General features: G+C 68.7%; 17 protein-coding genes. 5 read left to right on the top strand and 12 right to left on the bottom strand.

From position 1 onward, the window contains the following. Positions 1 to 5 precede the first annotated feature (5 nt). The 3 genes from QSJ59_RS16190 to QSJ59_RS16200 form a co-directional block, all read right to left on the bottom strand. The gene (locus QSJ59_RS16190) at positions 6 to 761 is read right to left on the bottom strand and encodes a TIGR03943 family putative permease subunit (RefSeq protein WP_285760589.1); all 756 of its coding nucleotides are present in this window, start codon (positions 759 to 761) and stop codon (positions 6 to 8) included. Further along, positions 758 to 1,825, bottom strand: a complete 1,068-nt coding sequence (locus tag QSJ59_RS16195) for a permease (protein ID WP_285760401.1) — start codon at positions 1,823 to 1,825, stop codon at positions 758 to 760. Before QSJ59_RS16195 ends, QSJ59_RS16190 begins: the two co-directional genes overlap by 4 nt. A gap of 99 nt (positions 1,826 to 1,924) precedes the next feature. Then, positions 1,925 to 2,938, bottom strand: coding sequence for an NADP-dependent oxidoreductase (locus QSJ59_RS16200; RefSeq protein ID WP_285760590.1), 1,014 nt, complete (start codon positions 2,936 to 2,938; stop codon positions 1,925 to 1,927). A 148-nt stretch (positions 2,939 to 3,086) separates the two neighbouring features. Here QSJ59_RS16200 and QSJ59_RS16205 point away from each other — a divergent pair, with 148 nt between their 5' ends. After that, a complete protein-coding gene (locus tag QSJ59_RS16205; protein WP_285760402.1) occupies positions 3,087 to 3,395 on the top strand; it encodes a hypothetical protein in 309 nt (102 codons plus the stop codon). Between the two features lie 82 nt (positions 3,396 to 3,477). Here the strand turns inward: QSJ59_RS16205 and QSJ59_RS16210 are convergent, their stop codons facing one another. The 6 genes from QSJ59_RS16210 to QSJ59_RS16235 all read right to left on the bottom strand — a co-directional run bounded on the left by QSJ59_RS16210 (position 3,478) and on the right by QSJ59_RS16235 (position 10,428). Further along, positions 3,478 to 5,109, bottom strand: a complete 1,632-nt coding sequence (locus QSJ59_RS16210) for a DEAD/DEAH box helicase (RefSeq protein ID WP_285760403.1) — start codon at positions 5,107 to 5,109, stop codon at positions 3,478 to 3,480. Positions 5,110 to 5,506: 397 nt separating this feature from the next. Further along, complete coding sequence (locus QSJ59_RS16215) at positions 5,507 to 6,316, bottom strand: enoyl-CoA hydratase/isomerase family protein (RefSeq protein WP_285760404.1); 810 nt, start codon at positions 6,314 to 6,316, stop codon at positions 5,507 to 5,509. Between the two features lie 94 nt (positions 6,317 to 6,410). Beyond that, positions 6,411 to 6,623: a helix-turn-helix domain-containing protein gene (locus QSJ59_RS16220; protein WP_285760405.1), complete on the bottom strand. Its 213-nt coding sequence runs from the start codon at positions 6,621 to 6,623 to the stop codon at positions 6,411 to 6,413. A gap of 183 nt (positions 6,624 to 6,806) precedes the next feature. Continuing rightward, complete coding sequence (locus QSJ59_RS16225) at positions 6,807 to 8,405, bottom strand: ABC-F family ATP-binding cassette domain-containing protein (RefSeq protein ID WP_285760406.1); 1,599 nt, start codon at positions 8,403 to 8,405, stop codon at positions 6,807 to 6,809. 223 nt (positions 8,406 to 8,628) lie between these two features. Beyond that, the gene (locus tag QSJ59_RS16230; RefSeq protein WP_285760407.1) at positions 8,629 to 9,912 is read right to left on the bottom strand and encodes an AI-2E family transporter; all 1,284 of its coding nucleotides are present in this window, start codon (positions 9,910 to 9,912) and stop codon (positions 8,629 to 8,631) included. A gap of 108 nt (positions 9,913 to 10,020) precedes the next feature. Further along, positions 10,021 to 10,428 carry a YccF domain-containing protein gene (locus QSJ59_RS16235; protein ID WP_285760591.1) on the bottom strand — a complete coding sequence of 136 codons (408 nt, stop codon included), beginning with the start codon at positions 10,426 to 10,428 and terminating at the stop codon, positions 10,021 to 10,023. 238 nt (positions 10,429 to 10,666) lie between these two features. Here QSJ59_RS16235 and QSJ59_RS16240 point away from each other — a divergent pair, with 238 nt between their 5' ends. From QSJ59_RS16240 to QSJ59_RS16250, 3 genes are all read left to right on the top strand, one after another. After that, entirely contained in the window at positions 10,667 to 10,843 is a 177-nt protein-coding gene (locus QSJ59_RS16240) for a hypothetical protein (protein ID WP_285760408.1), read from the top strand. A gap of 47 nt (positions 10,844 to 10,890) precedes the next feature. Next, the gene (locus QSJ59_RS16245) at positions 10,891 to 11,532 is read left to right on the top strand and encodes an MBL fold metallo-hydrolase (RefSeq protein WP_285760409.1); all 642 of its coding nucleotides are present in this window, start codon (positions 10,891 to 10,893) and stop codon (positions 11,530 to 11,532) included. Between the two features lie 451 nt (positions 11,533 to 11,983). Next, on the top strand, positions 11,984 to 12,283 hold the full coding sequence (locus tag QSJ59_RS16250; RefSeq protein ID WP_267887221.1) for a WhiB family transcriptional regulator: 300 nt from the start codon (positions 11,984 to 11,986) through the stop codon (positions 12,281 to 12,283). 200 nt (positions 12,284 to 12,483) lie between these two features. Here the strand turns inward: QSJ59_RS16250 and QSJ59_RS16255 are convergent, their stop codons facing one another. Beyond that, complete coding sequence (locus tag QSJ59_RS16255) at positions 12,484 to 13,785, bottom strand: phosphoribosyltransferase family protein (RefSeq protein ID WP_285760410.1); 1,302 nt, start codon at positions 13,783 to 13,785, stop codon at positions 12,484 to 12,486. A gap of 179 nt (positions 13,786 to 13,964) precedes the next feature. After that, positions 13,965 to 14,555: a GNAT family N-acetyltransferase gene (locus QSJ59_RS16260; protein ID WP_285760411.1), complete on the bottom strand. Its 591-nt coding sequence runs from the start codon at positions 14,553 to 14,555 to the stop codon at positions 13,965 to 13,967. Between the two features lie 272 nt (positions 14,556 to 14,827). Here QSJ59_RS16260 and QSJ59_RS16265 point away from each other — a divergent pair, with 272 nt between their 5' ends. After that, a complete protein-coding gene (locus QSJ59_RS16265; protein WP_285760412.1) occupies positions 14,828 to 16,063 on the top strand; it encodes an MFS transporter in 1,236 nt (411 codons plus the stop codon). Here QSJ59_RS16265 and QSJ59_RS16270 read toward each other — a convergent pair. Next, positions 16,060 to 16,815: an HNH endonuclease family protein gene (locus tag QSJ59_RS16270; protein WP_285760413.1), complete on the bottom strand. Its 756-nt coding sequence runs from the start codon at positions 16,813 to 16,815 to the stop codon at positions 16,060 to 16,062. The two genes, QSJ59_RS16265 and QSJ59_RS16270, sit on opposite strands and share 4 nt — an antisense overlap. Positions 16,816 to 16,840: the final 25 nt, after the last annotated feature.

Consider the following 16,840-nt stretch of genomic DNA (forward strand, 5'->3'; position numbering starts at 1 on the left):
TCCGACTACTCGTAGGGATCCGGGGGGTTGTCCACCGCGGTCATCTCGCCGACGGTGAACCGGTGGTCCCGGATCTCCTGAAGGTCGCCCTCGGGCTCCGCCCAGGTCCCGGTGACCGTCCACCACGAGTCCTTGGGTGGCTCCGGCTCGTTCTCGACCAGGACACGGTTGACGATGGCGTCCGCCGCGCAACAGGCCATCTGCAACCGCGCCAGATACCAGCCCTCCCCCTCGGGGTTGGGTACCGCGAACCCGGTGAGCTCGATCTCGCGCCCGGCCATTTGCCGGTCCGCGTCGGTCCAGGCACGCATGACGAACGCCTGGAGCTCCATGGGCACGGGCTCACCGGCCGGGACATCGGCGCCGAACTCGTCCAGGGAACCGGCCTCGACGTCGGAGGGCGCCGGCGGGTTGGCCGCCGAGGCCGTATAAGCGCCCAGTGCCGGCGGCGCGACCACGAACACCGCGATGACCGGCATGAGCAGCAGCCAGGCCACTCCGGGACCCCGCGCATGGGAGTGTCCGTGGTGGTCGTCATCGCCGCCCCCGGACTCCGGGTTCTCGTCCGCGCCGCGCGCCGCGGCCAGCAGGTCACTGGCCACGGCGACAACGCCGAGGACGACCAATACGACGCCGGCGGCGACCAGGAACGGTTTGAAGGCCGCCTGCACATAGTTCAGGTAGAGGCCTGAAGCGAGCGTGACACTCAGCGCGGAGGCCCCCAGCAGGACGAGGACCATTCCTTGGGCGATCCGGTTCACAGCAGCCACCAGCCGATTCCGAAGGTGAAGATCAGGGTCATTGCCAGCGTGAGCGGCACGAACCGGTAGACGAAGGACCAACCGAAGGTACCGGCCTGCAACGCGATGAGCTTGAGGTCGACCATGGGACCGACCACCAGGAAGGCGAGCTTGGCGGTGGGCGAGAACGCGGTCAGGCTCGCCGCGACGAACGCGTCGGCCTCCGAGCAGATCGACAGCAGGATGGCCAGCAGCGCAAGAACCAGGACCGACAGCACCGGCCGGTCGGCGACGGCCGTGATCCAGTCCCGGGGGACGAGCACGTTGAGCGTGGCTGCGGCCAGGCCGCCCACGACCAGGAAGCCTCCCGCGTGCATGAGGTCGTGCTGCATGGACTCCCGGAAGACCAGCCACTTGGAGGCGTCGGGATCGTGGTGGCGGCGCGGCGGCCGCAGCCAGTCGGTGCGACCGAACCGTGCCCACACCCAGCCGACCACCACGGCCGCGCCGAGCGACGCCAGGAACCGCGCGGCCACCATCTCGGGCTGGTTCGGGAAGGCCACCGCGGTGGCCACCAAGACGATGGGGTTGATGGCCGGGGCGGCCAGCAGGAAGGTCAGCGCGGCAGCCGGGGCGACCCCCTGGCGCATCAGTCCGCTGGCCACGGGCACCGAGGCGCACTCGCAGCCGGGCAGGACGGCACCGGAGAGGCCCGCCACCGGTACCGCCAGGGCAGGTCTGCGCGGGATGACGCGCTGCCAGAACGACGCCGGGACGAACGCGCTCAGCGCCGCCGACAATGCGACGCCGAACACCAGGAACGGCAGCGCCTGGAGGCTGATGGCGGTGAAGATCGTCGCCCAGGCGAGGAACGCCTCACTGGTCAGTGTGTCGGACAGCCACGCGTTTCCAACGGCCAGTGCGATGATGAACAGCGCGAAGAGCCAGATGGTTGCGGTACGCCGCGGCCCAGTGGGGCGCCCCCAGTCCGCGGGCGGCAGGTTCTGGCCGTCGGGGTCGTCCCACCCGTGGGCCAGGGAGTCGCCCAGGGCAGGAGGAGCCCCAGGGGATGGTCGTTCCGGCACGCCGGATCCTCACTCGTCGGTCGAAGTCAGGGATTCCGTCGCATGGTAGCCGATAACCGTTTTCACTGTGCGCCGCCGTGCTGTGCCCTCCCGGGGCGGTTACTGTCCGAGGCGCACGATCATCTTCCCGGTGTTGGCGCCACGCAGCATGTCGATGAACGCCCGGGGGGCATTCTCCAGTCCGTCCACGATGGTCTCTCGGAAGGTGATGGCGCCCTCGGCCACGGCAGGGGCCACATCGCGGTAGAACGATCCCACGAGTTCGGGGTTGTCACCGACGATGAAACCACGCAGGGTGAGCCGCTTGGCGACGATCTGGAAGAGGTTGCGCGGAGCCTGGGGCGGCTCGGTGGCGTTGTAGCCGGAGATCGCTCCGCACAGCGCGAAACGGGCGAAATCGTTGGCCACCGCTATGGCTGCCTCCAGGTGCTCGCCACCGACGTTGTCGAAGTAGACGTCGATTCCGTCGGGGGCCGCCTCGACGAGTTGGTCGCGCACCGGCCCGTCCTTGTAGTTGAAGGCGGCGTCGAACCCGAGGTCCTCGACGAGGTGGCGCACCTTCTCCGACGATCCCGCACTGCCGATGACCCGCTTGGCACCGTTGCGTTTGGCCAGTTGTCCCACGACGCTGCCCACCGCGCCGGCCGCGCCCGAGACGAACACGGTGTCGCCCTCACGCATCTCCGCCTTGTGGAAGAGGCCGATGTAGGCGGTCTGGCCGGGCATCCCGAGGACCCCGAGGTAAGCGCTGGCGGGCAGGTCCCCTGTCACGTTGACCGGACGCACCGAGGAGACGGGCAGCAGGGCGTGGGAACGCCAGCCCTGGCCGTGCAGGACGGTGGTGCCGACGGGATAGGAGGGGTCCCCGCTCGCCTCGACGACACCGACGGCGGCGCCGTCCATGGGTTCGCCGATCTCGTAGGGGTCGGTGTAGCTGCGGACACCGGTCATCTTGCCCCGCATGTAGGGATCCACCGAGAGCGCGAGGTTGCGCACCAGCAACTCGCCCTGCCCGGGATCGGGTAGCACGCGCTCGGCCAGGGTGAAGTTGGTGGGCGTGGGCTCACCCTTGGGGTAGGCGGCGAGGTGGATCTCACGGGCGGTGACCGACATGACGGCACTCGGCTTTCCTGGATCTGCGGGACTGGTCACCCCATTGGCTTCCCACAACGCGCCGTCTCACACCGGCAGTATGCCGTCCGCCTCCGTGGTGTTTGGCGTCGAGCGGCCACGGGCAGTTGTCCTGGTCAGGGGGATTGACATGAACGACCGGCAGGGGCACTTCGGCGACGCACCGGACATCGACGGGGCCGGTCTGCACCGCTCGCACAAGGGGCGGGCCTCGTCATGGGCGATGGTTCTGGTCATGGTCGTCGGCTTCATCACGGCAGGGGTCGGCCTGACGCAGGGGCCGTCCTGGCTCGTGGTCGGGATCGGCGTCGTGGTGTTCGCGTTCGGCGGCCTGGTCGCTTTGGCGATCGGCATTTTCAAGGACACCGGGGTGGTGCAGGAGAAGCGGCCGCCACGCTCGGCGCGAAAGCGCGGTGGGAGCGAGGGGAACCCTCCGTAGAACGAGCGCCGCCCGAACAGCCCGTGAAACGCCGGTGGCCGCGCTCCCGAGGGGAGCGCGGCCACCGGCGTTTCAGGCGGGGTCAGGCGCGCGGAGCGCCCTGACGGCGGTCGTCACCACCACGGAAGGCAGGCGTGCGTGCTCCGCCGCCCCGGCGGTCGTCACTGCGGAAGGCGGGACGGCCCTCGCGGTCGCCGAAGTCGCGACGCGGACGGCCCTCGCGGTCGCCGAAGTCGCGGCGCGGACGGCCCTCGCGGTCGCCGAAGTCGCGGCGCGGACGGTCGTCGCGGTCACCGAACGAACGGCGCTCGCCCTGTGGGCGGTCCGCGGAGTCGCGGCGCGGACGGTCGTCGCGGTCACCGAACGAACGGCGCTCGCCGCCCTGGGAACGCTCACCGAAGTCGCGACGCGGACGGCTGTCGCGGTCACCGAAGTCGCGACGCGGACGGCCGCCCCCACCTCCGTACCCACCGCGGCGGGGACCGCCGCGGCCACGGCCGCGACGCTCGGGCTCGGGCGGCTCGATCCAGGGCTCCCACGAGGGCTCGCGGGCGCCGGTGACCTCGGTCAGCAGCTCGTCACCGGGGTTGACCAGGTGCTGCTTGGCGTCCACCCCGGCGTCGATGAGCAGACGGCGGGCCTGACGGCGCTGGTTGGGTGCCACGATGGAGACGACCCGACCGGACTCGCCCGCACGGGCGGTACGGCCGCCGCGGTGCAGGTAGTCCTTGTGCCCGGTGGGCAGGTCGACGTTGAGCACGAGGTCGATGCCGTCGACGTGGATACCGCGGGCCGCGACGTCGGTGGCGACCAGGGTCTGGATCTTGCCCTCGCGGAACTTGGCCAGCGTCTTGGTGCGTACGCTCTGGGTCTTGCCGCCGTGCAGCGAGGCGGCCGGAACGCCGGCGTTGACCAGTTGCTCGCTGATGCTGTCAGCGCGGTGCTTGCTGCGCACGAACAGGATGGTGCGACCGTCGCGGGCGGCAATCTCGGTGATGATGCGGCTCTTGTCGCGCGGAAGCACCTTGAGCAGGTGGTGCTCCATCGTGCTGACCTGGGAGACCGGCGGGTCGACCGAGTGGGTCTGCGGGTCGTTCATGTAGCGGCGGACCAGTTTGTCGACGTCGCCGTCCAGGGTCGCGGAGAACAGCAGCGTCTGCCCCTTGGGGCGCACCTGGTCGAGCAGCTCGCTGACCTGGGGCATGAAACCCATGTCGCACATCTGGTCGGCCTCGTCCAGCACGGACAGCTCGACGTCGCGCAGGTCGCAGGCGCCCTGGTCGATCAGGTCGCTGAGGCGGCCGGGCGTGGCGACCAGGATCTCGATACCGCGACGCAGTTCGCTGATCTGGCGGGTGTAGGAGCTGCCCCCGACGACGTCGCCGACGCGGACGCCGAGCACGTGGGCGTAGGGAAGCAGGGCGTCGCGGACCTGGTGGGCGAGTTCGCGGGTGGGCACCAGCACGAGGCCGCGGGGGCGGCGGGACTCCGCACGTGCCTGGGCCGCGCGAACCAGCATCGGCAGGCCGAAGGCCAGGGTCTTGCCGGATCCGGTGCGCCCGCAGCCGAGCACGTCGCGACCGGCGATGGCGTCCGGAATGGTCGCTGCCTGAATCGGGAACGGGGTGGTCACACCGTTCTGCGCCAGCTTTTCGACGATCGCCTCGGGGAGACCGAGATCACCGAATTGCGGGCATGCGGCATTGTCCGTCAAGTGACGTAAACCTTCCTCATCGTTGGGCTGCGTTTCGAGGAAGGCTCCGAGGTTGGTCAACATGGAACCGCGAAGAAATCACACAAACGCGCCGGGTAAACGCGACACGGGGGGTATGGACTTCCCCCGGCGCCAGGCGGCCCGGCGCGCCGGATGCGCGCAGCACTAATTGACCGCCTCGAACAACATACTAGACAACTCTTACGAACCGGTAAGCGGGTCTGGACGTTCTCGTTGCGGCACAAAGCCGCCTGGGACCAAAAGCCGCACGAACAGCGGTGGGATTGCGCGCTCCCCGGTCGACGGCCGGCGCGATCAATACTGAAGGGAAGACGCCCCGGGGCGATCGGGCAGGACCGTCTTGCGCCCGGGGCGGGCGCACCACGCGCGGCACCCGCTAGGCGCCAGCAACCAGCGCGCGCAGGCGGGCGATCTGCGCGGTGCGCTCTGCCCGTGCCTGAGTGGGGAGGTCGTTGTTCCGGGCCTGAAGCAGCAGTGCTTTGGTGGCCGCCGCGGCCTCGGCCGGCGTGGCCAGTAGCGCTTCCACCAAATCGGCTACGGCGGCGTCGAGCTGCGGCTCGGGCACCACGCGTTCGGCCAGGCGTAGTTCGTGGGCCTCCTGTGCCGAGACCGTCCGAGCGGTCAGGCACAACTCGATGGCGCGGTTGACGCCGACCAGGTCCACAAGGGGCTTGGTACCGGTGAGGTCGGGGACGAGACCGAGCGCGGGCTCCTTCATGCACAACTGGGCGTCGTCGGCCAGAACCCTGATGTCGCAGGCCAGAGCAAGCTGAAAACCGGCACCGATGGCATGGCCCCGCACAGCGGCGATGGAGACGATGCCGGGCCGCCGCAACCATAGGTAGCCGTCTTGGTAGGCGGCGATTCCCGCGTCCAGGGCGGCGGTGTCGTCGGGGTCGCTGACGGCCCGGGCGAACAGCGACTCCTCACCGGGGACCCCGCCGGGCTCGAACATCGCCAGGTCGATACCGGAGGAGAAGGTGGCCCCCTCCCCCGTGATCACGACGACACGCACCGACTCGGAAAGGGACTGCCCGATCCGGGCCAGAGTGGTCCAGGTTCGGCCGGTCATGGCGTTGCGGCGTTCGGGGCGTGCGATGGTGATCCGCACGACGGCACCGTCGACCGCCATACCCAGCCCCGCCGCGGCCAATTCCTCGGTCGAGGGGATCGTCGCCTGCCCCATACATGCCTCCGCGCACTCGGACCGCACCCAGAATCCGGTTCGGTTTACCGTTGTTGGAAGAGACCGTAGCCCGCACGCCCCCGGCGCGCGGGACTCACCCCTGGTTTCTGCGCGTGGCCCCGCCGCGGCCACGCAACACCACGCCCGCCTCGGTGAGCAACCGGTGCACAAAACCGTAGGAGCGCCCGGTGGCAGCGGCGAGCGAGCGGATACTTTCCCCCTGCTCGTAGCGTTCCTTCAGGTCAGAGGCAAGATCCGACCGATCGCTTCCCGTCACGCGGGTGCCCTTTCTCAGAGTCTCTGCCACGGATGCCTCCTGGTGGGTCAGCGAGATGGGCGACACATTGCTGCCCATGATCAGCCATGGACCGCCAACTGGCTACCCACCGGAGGGGAAAGAAAGGATGTCGTTGTGATAGCGGTGGTTCCCGGGTACGAAAAACCGTGCCGGGGAACCACCGGCGGGACCCGTCCGGCGCTGCGCAGGAGGTCAGGCCAGCGCGATGAGGTCGGCGAACTCGGTGTTCCAGACGTCCTCGACGCCGTCGGGCAACAGGATGACTCTTTCGGGCTGAAGTGCCTCGACCGCGCCCTCGTCGTGCGTGACCAGAACGATCGCGCCCTTGTAGTTGCGCAGCGCGCTGAGGATCTCCTCGCGGCTGGCCGGGTCGAGGTTGTTCGTCGGCTCGTCCAGGAGGAGCACATTGGCACTGGAGACGACCAGGGCGGCCAGCGCCAGCCGGGTCTTCTCTCCACCGGAGAGGACGCTGGCCGGCTTGTCGACGTCGTCGCCGGTGAACAGGAACGATCCCAGCGTGCGACGGGCCTCGACCTCGGGCAGGTCGGGGGCTGCGCTCATCATGTTGGCCAGCACCGAGCGCTCGGTGTCCAGGGTCTCGTGCTCCTGGGCGTAGTAGCCCAGCCGCAGCCCGTGCCCCGGGACCACGCCTCCGGTGTCGGGCTTTTCCACCCCGGCAAGGATCCGGAGCAGCGTTGTCTTGCCCGCACCGTTAAGACCGAGGATGACCACCCGACTGCCGCGGTCGATGGCGAGGTCGACTCCCGTGAAGATCTCCAACGACCCGTAGGACTTGGAGAGCCCTTCAGCGGCGAGCGGGGTGCGACCGCTGGGGGCGGGGTCGGGGAACCGCAGTTTGGCGACCCGGTCGGCGACCCGCTGGCCGGCGACCGAGTTGAGCAGGCGGTCCGCACGGTTGAGCATCTGCTGGGCCGCTTTGGCCTTGCTGGCCTTGGCCCGGAACTTGTCGGCCTGCTTCTGTAGGGCCGACGCCTGCTTCTCGGCGTTGGCCTGCTCGCGTCGACGCCGGCGCTCGTCGGCCTCGCGCTGGGTCTGGTAGGCCTTCCAACCCATGTTGTAGATGTCGATGACGCAGCGGTTGGCGTCGAGGTAGAAGACCTTGTTGACCACGTGTTCGACGAGTTCCACGTCGTGACTGATCACGATGAGCCCGCCCTGGTGGGACTTGAGGAAGTCGCGCAGCCAGACGATGGAGTCACCGTCGAGGTGGTTGGTGGGCTCGTCCAACAGCAGGGTGTCGGCACCGCTGAAGAGGATGCGCGCCAGCTCGACCCGGCGGCGCTGGCCGCCGGAGAGGGTGTGCAACGGCTGCTCCAGGATGCGCTGGGGCAACCCCAGGCTGGTGGCGATCGAGGCCGCTTCGGACTCGACCGCGTAACCGCCCAGCACGTGCAACCGCTCCTCGGCCCGCGCGTAGGCGCGCACCCCTTGGTCGCGGGTCTTGGGAACGTCGCTGGTCATCTTCTGCTCGGCCGCACGCATCGTGCGGAGGACGTCGTCGATGCCACGGGCGGAGAGGATACGGTCGCGCGCCAGGACTTCGAGGTCGCCGGTGCGCGGGTCCTGGGGCAGGTAACCGATACTCCCCGAGGACGTGACCCCACCACCGACCGGCATGCCCTCTCCGGCGAGGACCTTGGTCATCGTCGTTTTCCCGGCTCCGTTGCGGCCGACCAGGCCGATCCGGTCGCCAGGGCCCACCCGGAAGGACGTGGGCTCCAGCAGCAGGCGGGCGCCTACACGGAGTTCGAGGTCAGAAGCAATGAGCATGGGTGATGACGACTTTCTCGCTACGGCGCGCGGGGTGCGTGGAGGGGACGACGGTTCGGCGGCTCAGCCGCTCATGGAGCGGGGACCGCTGTTTGGGGACGTAAGGCTCGTCAGTCCGCAAGACGCACCCCACTACCCTAACCGGTCCGGTAAAGCGGCCGGGCCACCGATCCGTCCACAGGATTCGGTGGCCCGACCGGACGCAACCGGCGGGAGAGGACTGCTACCCGTCCGCCGCGGGGGGTGGGCTGGTGGCCGGACGCGTCGTCGGGGCCGGCGACGCCGCCGGGGCTGCCGGGGCTGCCGGGGCCGCTGTGCCCTGGGGCGACGGGACGGAAGGAGCGGAGGCGCCGAGCACCTGCGCCTCGGCGATCGCGAAGGGCCGGTTGCGCAGCAGCGCGGCCAGGACCGCTGCCACCGGGGTCGCCAGGAACGCACCGGTGATGCCACCGATGATCGAACCGATGGCGATCGCCAGGAGCACCACCGCGGAAGGAAGCTCCAGGGCCTTTCCGTAGACACGGGGGGCGAAGACGTGACTCTCCAACTGCTGTACGGCAACAGTGCCGGCCAGAATGATCAGCGCCACGATCCAGCCTTCCGCGACGAGGCCCACCAGGACCGAGATCAGCCCGGTCAGGAAGGCACCGATGACCGGCAGGAAGGCACCGATGAAGGTCAACACGATGAGCGGCCAGGCCAGGGTGGGGTCGAGGCAGAACAGCAGGACGATGCCGATGCCGATGGCGTCGAACAGACCCACCAGCGCGACCCCGCGCACGTAGCGGCCCATGACGTCGTAACTGACCTCGCCGGCGATCTGGATCGCGCGACGGCTCGGTTGGGGGAACAGTTCGCGCACCCACTTCATCAGCTCGTCGCCCGAGTGCACGAAGTAGACGGTGAGGACCAGGACCAGGATCACGCCGATCAGGACCTCGCCGACCCCGACGGCCACCGCCCAGGTCCCGCTGACCAACTGGCTGCTGTTGCGCTGGATCTCGGCCTGGGCGCTGGCCACCCAGTCACTGACCAGGCGGTCGTTTAATCCCAGCGAGGCGGCGAAGTCCTGCAGCGTGACCACGGCCTGGTTGACGCTGGTGGCGATGCTGTTGAAACCCGAGACCGCCGGCATCACGACGATGGTGACGACGCCGCCGAAAGCGATCAGCGCCCCCAACACGGTGATGGCGGTGGCGGTCCCGCGCCCCATCCCCTTTGACCGCAGCCAGTTGGCGACCGGCATGAGCAGCGCCGTGGCGAAAATGGCGAGGATGATCGGCAGGACCACGACCCGGATGTAGATCGCCCCCCACAACAGCAGGGCGACCACCACCCCGATGACCAAGAGGCGCCAGGCGGCATTGCTGACCGTCTTCAAGAGGTCGTCCTGGTGCACCGGTTCCGGTGTGGGAGCCGGCACCGACTCGGGCGCGGGCACAGCCCTGGTCCGCGCCGCACGACGCTTGCGCGCCGCGGACCACCATTTCGATCGCTTGAATTCCACCTTTTTACCCCTTAAGTCCCACTCGGCCCCGTTTCCCACCGACTGGGTACGGGTCCGAAGCACTCGGACCCGTACCCCTGACCGCGGTCGCTCAAGGACCTATTCGAATCAGATGCCCCATGTGGATCGGTGGGAACCGGAGGGAACGACCTCGTTGCCGAACGGCGCGAGGGCCATCGGAATCATCTTGATCGACGCCCAGGCCATGGGGATACCGATGATGGTGATCGCAAGCGCCGCCGCGGTCGTGATGTGACCGATGGTCAGCCACCAGCCGGCCACGATGATCCAGATGACGTTGCCGACGGTGCTGGCGGTGCCGGCATCATGACGGCGCACCAGGTCGCGGCCGAAAGGCCAGAGCGCGTAAGCGGCCATCCGGAAGGACGCGACACCGAAGGGGATGGTGATGATGAGGATGCAGCAGATGATCCCGGCGATGGCGTAACCAATCGCAAGCCAGAGCCCCGCCACGAACAGCCAGATGATGTTAAGGATTAACCGCAGCAGGCCCACGTTGCCCGACACCTCATTCTTCTTTGGTCTTTGCACGGTCGGCCGACAACGGCGGCGACCGCTCAAGGTCTACTACGTCTGACGGGGACGCGGCGCCACCAGTTCCGGCGCCCATCCCGTACTTCCCCCCTAGGGGAAGCCCTGTTGTCCCGCTTCGTTCCCCTTCCCGGGAAACGCCGGGCCAAAAATCTATTTGCCTCCGGTGTGGCGTCTGTTCGCCATGGGGAGGCCATGCGTCGTGGAGAAGACACGAGAAGCCGAGGTCCTGCTGCCCCTGCCGGCCGATCCGCCGAGGATCTCGACTGCACGCGACTCCGTTGACGCCTCCGTGATGGATGAGTTGCTGCGCCGGGTGAAGCGGACCGGACGGCAGTTGTCCCAGCGCCGGGTGAATAGCGTCGGAGTCGGCGGGTAGGCCACCCGGACCAACGCGGCAGAACGCCGACAGTCAAGGAGGCGGTCATGCGATTGACCAAACTCGGCCACTCGTGCGTGCGTCTGGAGAAAGACGGAGCGACGCTGGTGATCGACCCCGGCTCCTTCAGCGAGGAGGAGGCCGCGGTGGGTGCCGACGTCGTCGCCATCACGCACGAGCATCCCGACCACCTCGACACCGACCGGTTGCGTGCGGCTGCGGCCGCCAACCCGGGGCTGCGGGTGTACGCGCACCCTTCGCTCGCCCCGCACCTGCTCCCTCTCGGGGTGACCCACCTGGGCGTGGAGTCGGGCGACCGCTTCGAGGTCGAGGGGTTCGACGTCCAGGTGCACGGGGAGCGGCACGCTGTCATCCACCCCGATATTCCGGTCGTACCCAACATCGGGTTTCGGATTGATACCCCTACCGGCGGGGTGTTCCATCCCGGCGACGCCTACACCGTTCCCGACGATCCGGTCGGCACGCTCCTGGTCCCGCTGCACGCCCCCTGGATGAAGTCCGCGGAACTCATCGACTACGTCCGCGCGGTCGGGGCCAGACGGAGTGTCGCCATCCACGACGGGCTGCTCAACGAGAACGGGATAGCCGTCTACGGACGCAATCTGGCCATGACCGGCAGCGACGCGGGATACGAACGACTGTCGCCCGGAGAGAGCAGTGAGGTGTGAGCGCCATCGGCGACAAGGATGTGACCGGCGTATCAACACAGACCTCTGGCCAGAGACCGAAAACCCCCCTAGGATGTTCCTTATCCGTCCCGTCAGGGGTGGATCACGTATTTCTGCCGTAAACCATGACAGGTACCCGGTTCGTCCAGTGCCCTAATCTAGTTTTCGGTAACGGTTCAGCGAGGAATTTCCCTACCCCCCGTGCGCGATCGGGAGCGGGGATGGCATGATTACGTACCGGCCCGCAGGGAGAGCGTCTTCCGCCTCCTCGGCCCGTCGCGTGAGCGCCCGCCGATTCGGCGGATCTGCGCCAGCGTGGTCTCAACCACACGGGGAACACCGAAGCACAGCACGGCGTTAACACCGTGCTGGGCGACTCACGTAGCTTTGCCCAGTTTGATCATCAGCTTGCACATAGCTTACTAGCGATTTCAGTAGAGGTGGTTCAACCATGTCTCAGGTACGTCGGCAGGCCGCGCTGCGCCCCCGCCCGAGCTGGGGGTGGCAGGATGCCGCCGCGTGCCGGGGCGAGGACCTTGTGCTCTTCTTCGGCCCGGATGGCGAACGCCAGCCGGAGCGGGAGATTCGCGAGCGCAAGGCCAAGGAGATCTGCGCTCACTGCCCCGTCCGCACCGAATGTCTCGACTACGCGATCTCGCGTCCCGAGAAGTACGGAACGTGGGGCGGGCTCAACGAAGACGAGCGCGCGTCCGAGCGCCGGCGTCGTATGCGCCGCGCCAACGCAGCCTGATCCCGCCTCGCCCCCGGCGAGAATCGCGGCGCTGAGCACCCGCCCCCTTTGGGTGGCTCGGCAAGGACCGGCAAGGCACGTTCCCTAACGGACCTCCCCCGGCAACAACTCAGTATCCGGCCCGATCGGCCGTTCCCCGCGGCGCCCCGACGTTTCCTCGTCGAGGGCGCCGCGGTGTCGTCCAGCCACCGGTACCCCCGTCAGAGAGTGCGCCGGAACCACTCCGCGGCCCGCTCTCCCACCGGGCGCCATTCCTCCGAGTGGTCGAGCAGCTGTTCGGCGCCCGGAAGTACGACCAGCTCGTAGGGCGCCCCCAACCGGCCCAACGCCCACTCGGCGAGTTCCCGGACGAACGGGTCCGCCCCCTGCACCATGATCAGCGCCGGGGAGCGGACCTGCGAAAGCGCGTCACCGGCCAGGTCGATCCGGCCACCTCTGAGCACCAGCGCTCCCACGTCGTGCGGCAGCCGGGCCGCGGCCACCAGAGCCGCCGGCGCCGCGGTGCCGATGCCCAGCAGACCGACCGGGCCGCCGGCCACGGTGGTGGCCCGACGCAACCAGCTCACCGCGGCCGCCAATCGGTCCCCCAGCACAAGGGGGCCTGCCCCGCTTCCGCCGTTGGCCGCCTCGTTGCGCTCTGCGGGGGTGAGAAGGTCGAGCAGCAGGGTGGCGTACCCGCTTTGGCGCAGGACCGTGCCGATGGCACGGTTGTAGGGACTGCCCCTGCCGTGCCCGACCCCGCACACGACCGCCCCGCGGATGGCTGCCGGCAGGGTGAGGTCGCCGTCCAGGTGCCGGTCGTGCACCTGGACACGAACAGCACGCTCGGTCTGCCCCGTGGAGTCGGCGTCGCGCAACTCGGTCAGCACGGCAGTGACGTGGCCGTCGCCCACCTGGGTGAAATCGCGGTACCACTCCCCCACCGCCCGAAAGTTCTCCGGAACGGCCAGCGCGACAACCTGGTCGGCCTCCGGTTGCAACAGGGTGAGCGCCCGGGGCGCGATGACCGGGACCGCGAGGAAGAGCCGGGCCGGGCACTGACGACGCACCATGCGCAGTGCGGTTCGGGCGGTGCCACCGGTGGCCGCACCGTCGTCGACGACGATGACGTCGCGGCCGGTGAGTCTGGGCGCCTGTCTGTCTCCCCGATAGACCTCCAGGCGGCGTCCGAGTTCGACGCGCTCGGCACCGACCACATCGGCCAACTGCCCACGGGACAGGCGCAGCCTCGACAACGTGCCGTCGTCGTAGCAGACGTGCCCGTCTTCGGCGAGGGCTCCGACTCCGGCCTCAGGGCGGCCCGGCAGACCGATCTTGCGCACTACCAGGACGTCCAATGGAACGGATAATCGCCTGGCCAGTTCCGCACCCACCGGCACCCCACCGCGCGGCAGCGCGATCACGACCGGGTCGGTTTCGGCAAGGGCGCCCACCCGTTCGGCGAGCAGTCGTCCGGCCTCTGCCCGGTCGGCGAACGGCAGTGATACGGGTAGTGGACTCACGGCAACCACCGCACAACTCGGCTCTGCACGGAAAACGTGCCTACCGGCATACCCGTTGAAGTCGCCGGACCAACCACGACGGAGCGGCCGATCCGCCCGGGGAACCATCAGTACGGTTGTCGGCCCTTGCCCCGGCCCGCGACGCGCGTTTTCCGAAGCGCTACCGGCCGGCCGTCGAATCAGAGGCCCTGACCGGCGACCGCTCGTCCGCCGTCTTTTCGCGGGTCGTCACGCAGGACCGACATCAGCAGTGCGTCGTGGCGACGGCCTTCCCACAGCAGCGCGTCGCGCATCCGCCCTTCGACGGTGAAACCACAGGAGAGATAGGCGGCGATGGCGCGCATGTTGAACGCATAGACACGAAGCCAGACCCGGTGGAGTCCGATCCGGTCGAAGGCGTAGTCGAGCAACAGGCGGGTCGCCTCCTTGCCGAGACCACGACCGGTGAACTCGATCGCCGAGAGCGCGATGCGGTAGGCCGCGCTCTCGTTGTCGACATCAACGCTCATAAGGGACAGTTCGCCGAAGAACCTGCCGCTGTGCTGCTCGATGATCGCCAGGTCCAGCCGGTCGGCCTGCGCGTCGCGGGTGGCGCACCAGTCCTCGGCCTCCTTCCGGTCGAGGAACCGATGGGTGCCGGTCAACCTCCGAACCTCGGGGTCCAACGTCGAGGCGTGAAAGACCTCAGCGTGCTCCTCGGTCAGCGGTACCAGTCGAACGTGCTCGCCGGCCAGTACCGGCTTCTCGCGCAGTGCGGTCATGTCGATCATCGGTACGAGGCTCCGGTCGTCCGGGGGGAAGCAGGTCCGGGAGTTCATATTTAGAGGGGGTGAAACCGATTCCGCAACTTCATGTGAAGGATTAGGGTCGGAAGGTCGTCAGCAGCTCCGGGCGGTCCGTATCCCATCGGCAGGGGAGCGCTCACAGCCTAAGCGTTTGTACCGAAGCTGCCCCGGTCATCGACCCGAGGGGATGAGCGAGTGCCCGCACAGTCCGCCGATGGTGCAATCCAGGCCCCCGCAGGATCCGCCGAGGGAGAACGGTGACCGGCGTTCAGCGCACAACGGCGCCACCCGATGCCCAGGCGCAGCGGGCCAGGACCTCCGTGCTCGCACTGTTCGCGATCAACGGTTTCACCTACACCAACGTGGTGCCCTGGCTGCCGATCATCAAGGACCGGTTGGACCTGTCCAACGCCGCACTGGGGACCGCGATCGCGGCGATGCCGTTGGGCGCGGCGTTGACCGGAATGGTGGCGGGACCGCTCATCGCACGGTTTGGCAGCGGCCGGGTCGCGGTCGCCTCCGGAATCCTGGCCGCGTGGACGCTGCCGGTCGTGGCGCTCGCTCCGTCCTGGTGGGTACTGGCCACGGCGCTCTTCGTACTGGGGTGCGGCGACACCTGGGGCGACTCCGCGATGAACGCCCACGGGTTGCGGGTGCAGAGGCGCTATGCGCGCACCATCATCAACACCTTCCACGCGGTCTGGAGCATCGCGGCGGTTGCGGGCGGACTCCTGGGCGTCCTCATGGCCGGGCTGGGAATACCCATCGTCGGACACTTGACGGGCGTCGCCGTGACGCTGACCCTGGCGTCGTTGGTGGCGGCGCAGTTCCTGCTGGGCGGCGCCGAGCACAGCGAACGGGCCGACGGGGCCACCACGGTGCGGGGCCGACGATGGCGACTGCCTTCAGGGGCTCTGGGCCTGCTGATGGCGCTGAGCGTCCTGCTGATGCTCTCGGGCGCGATCGAGGATGCGGCGGCTTCCTGGGGCGCGGTCTACATGCGTGACGAACTCTCCGCGACCGCTTTCCTGGCCGGACTGCCCTTCGTCGCCTGCCAGGCGATGATGACGCTGGGCCGCCTGGTGGGCGACCGGCTCACCGACGCGTTCGGAGCGGTGACGGTGGCCCGGAGCGGCCTTCTGCTGTCTGCGGTCGGGCTCGGCATCGCACTGGCCGGTGGCGGCCAGATGCTGACGATCGTCGGGTTCGGTCTGTGCGGACTGGGGGTGGCTCCCCTCTTTCCGCTCGCGTTGGCCGCGGCCGGTGAGATCCCGGGCGTGCGCAGCGGTGACGGCGTGACCGTGGTGGCGTGGTTGGCCAGGCTGGGATTCCTGGCCTTCCCGCCCCTGATCGGCGCCATCGGTGACCTGTCGTCGCTACGCGTGGGCCTGCTGGCGGTTCCGGTGGCCGGCCTGGTCGCTGCGTGCCTGGCCTGGAGTCTGCGTCCACGCACAGCGGTTCCGGGCCGGCTCCCGGGTGACGGCTCCGGCTAGGAGGCGCAGGTGTCGAGCATTTCGGTCAGTCCGTCGTGGTCGGCTGTGGAGACAGGGAGTTCGTAGCGATGGCTCACGTCCACGTATGCCACGGCATAGGAGCAGCGGTACCCCTCGTAGGGCTGCCATTCCCCGGGACCGGAGTCGCTCTTCTGCCGGTTGGCGGGACCGTCGGAGGCCAACAGGTTGCCGAAGTCGTTGGCGAACTCCACACGCCGGTCGCGATCCCACTGGTCGGCTCCCATACGCCAGGCCAGTGAGAGCGGCACCACGTGATCGATCTGCACCGCCTGGGGGTCCTGGCTGCTGAACTCGATGCTCTGGCCGGTGTAGGGGTCGTCCAGTGTGCCGCTGTGCACCTTGCAGTCGGGGGCGATATCGGTGTCGGTGAGGTCGCGGGCGAGCACGTCGTTGCGGGTGGAGCAGCCGTTCTTGTCGGTGTCGATCCAGCCGCTGCCGAACTCGCTGCGTTCGTAGTCGCCGCGGGGTGCGGGCTCGGTGATCTGGAGGGCGGCCAACTGCTCGCGGGCCTGCTCCGCATCGGCCTCGGTGGCCGGTCCCTGCTGCTCGGTGCTGCCACCGGAACCGCCCTGGCCCTCCTGGCCGCTGAGGTCGCGGAAGACATCGATGACGTTGTTGCCGGTGAGGAAGGCAACCAGGAGTGCGGCCACCGCCAGCGCAGCGATGGAGGCGACCAGGCCGGTGATGGTGGACTTCGGGGACTTGGGGGGCTTCTTGGTCGATCGCGCCATTTTGCTCTCTTCGCCCGCCCGGGTC

This window comes from Nocardiopsis ansamitocini, from assembly GCF_030268225.1.
Taxonomy (GTDB): domain Bacteria; phylum Actinomycetota; class Actinomycetes; order Streptosporangiales; family Streptosporangiaceae; genus Nocardiopsis_D; species Nocardiopsis_D ansamitocini.

What these genes read in the sequence shown, in the direction of transcription:
- QSJ59_RS16200 (WP_285760590.1), bottom strand. Translation starts at nt 2,938, where the DNA reads ATGTCGGTCACCGCCCGTGAGATCCACCTCGCCGCCTACCCCAAGGGT.
- QSJ59_RS16205 (WP_285760402.1), top strand. Translation starts at nt 3,087, where the DNA reads ATGAACGACCGGCAGGGGCACTTCGGCGACGCACCGGACATCGACGGG.
- QSJ59_RS16215 (WP_285760404.1), bottom strand. Translation starts at nt 6,316, where the DNA reads ATGGGGCAGGCGACGATCCCCTCGACCGAGGAATTGGCCGCGGCGGGG.
- QSJ59_RS16225 (WP_285760406.1), bottom strand. Translation starts at nt 8,405, where the DNA reads ATGCTCATTGCTTCTGACCTCGAACTCCGTGTAGGCGCCCGCCTGCTG.
- QSJ59_RS16245 (WP_285760409.1), top strand. Translation starts at nt 10,891, where the DNA reads ATGCGATTGACCAAACTCGGCCACTCGTGCGTGCGTCTGGAGAAAGAC.
- QSJ59_RS16250 (WP_267887221.1), top strand. Translation starts at nt 11,984, where the DNA reads ATGTCTCAGGTACGTCGGCAGGCCGCGCTGCGCCCCCGCCCGAGCTGG.
- QSJ59_RS16260 (WP_285760411.1), bottom strand. Translation starts at nt 14,555, where the DNA reads ATGATCGACATGACCGCACTGCGCGAGAAGCCGGTACTGGCCGGCGAG.
- QSJ59_RS16270 (WP_285760413.1), bottom strand. Translation starts at nt 16,815, where the DNA reads ATGGCGCGATCGACCAAGAAGCCCCCCAAGTCCCCGAAGTCCACCATC.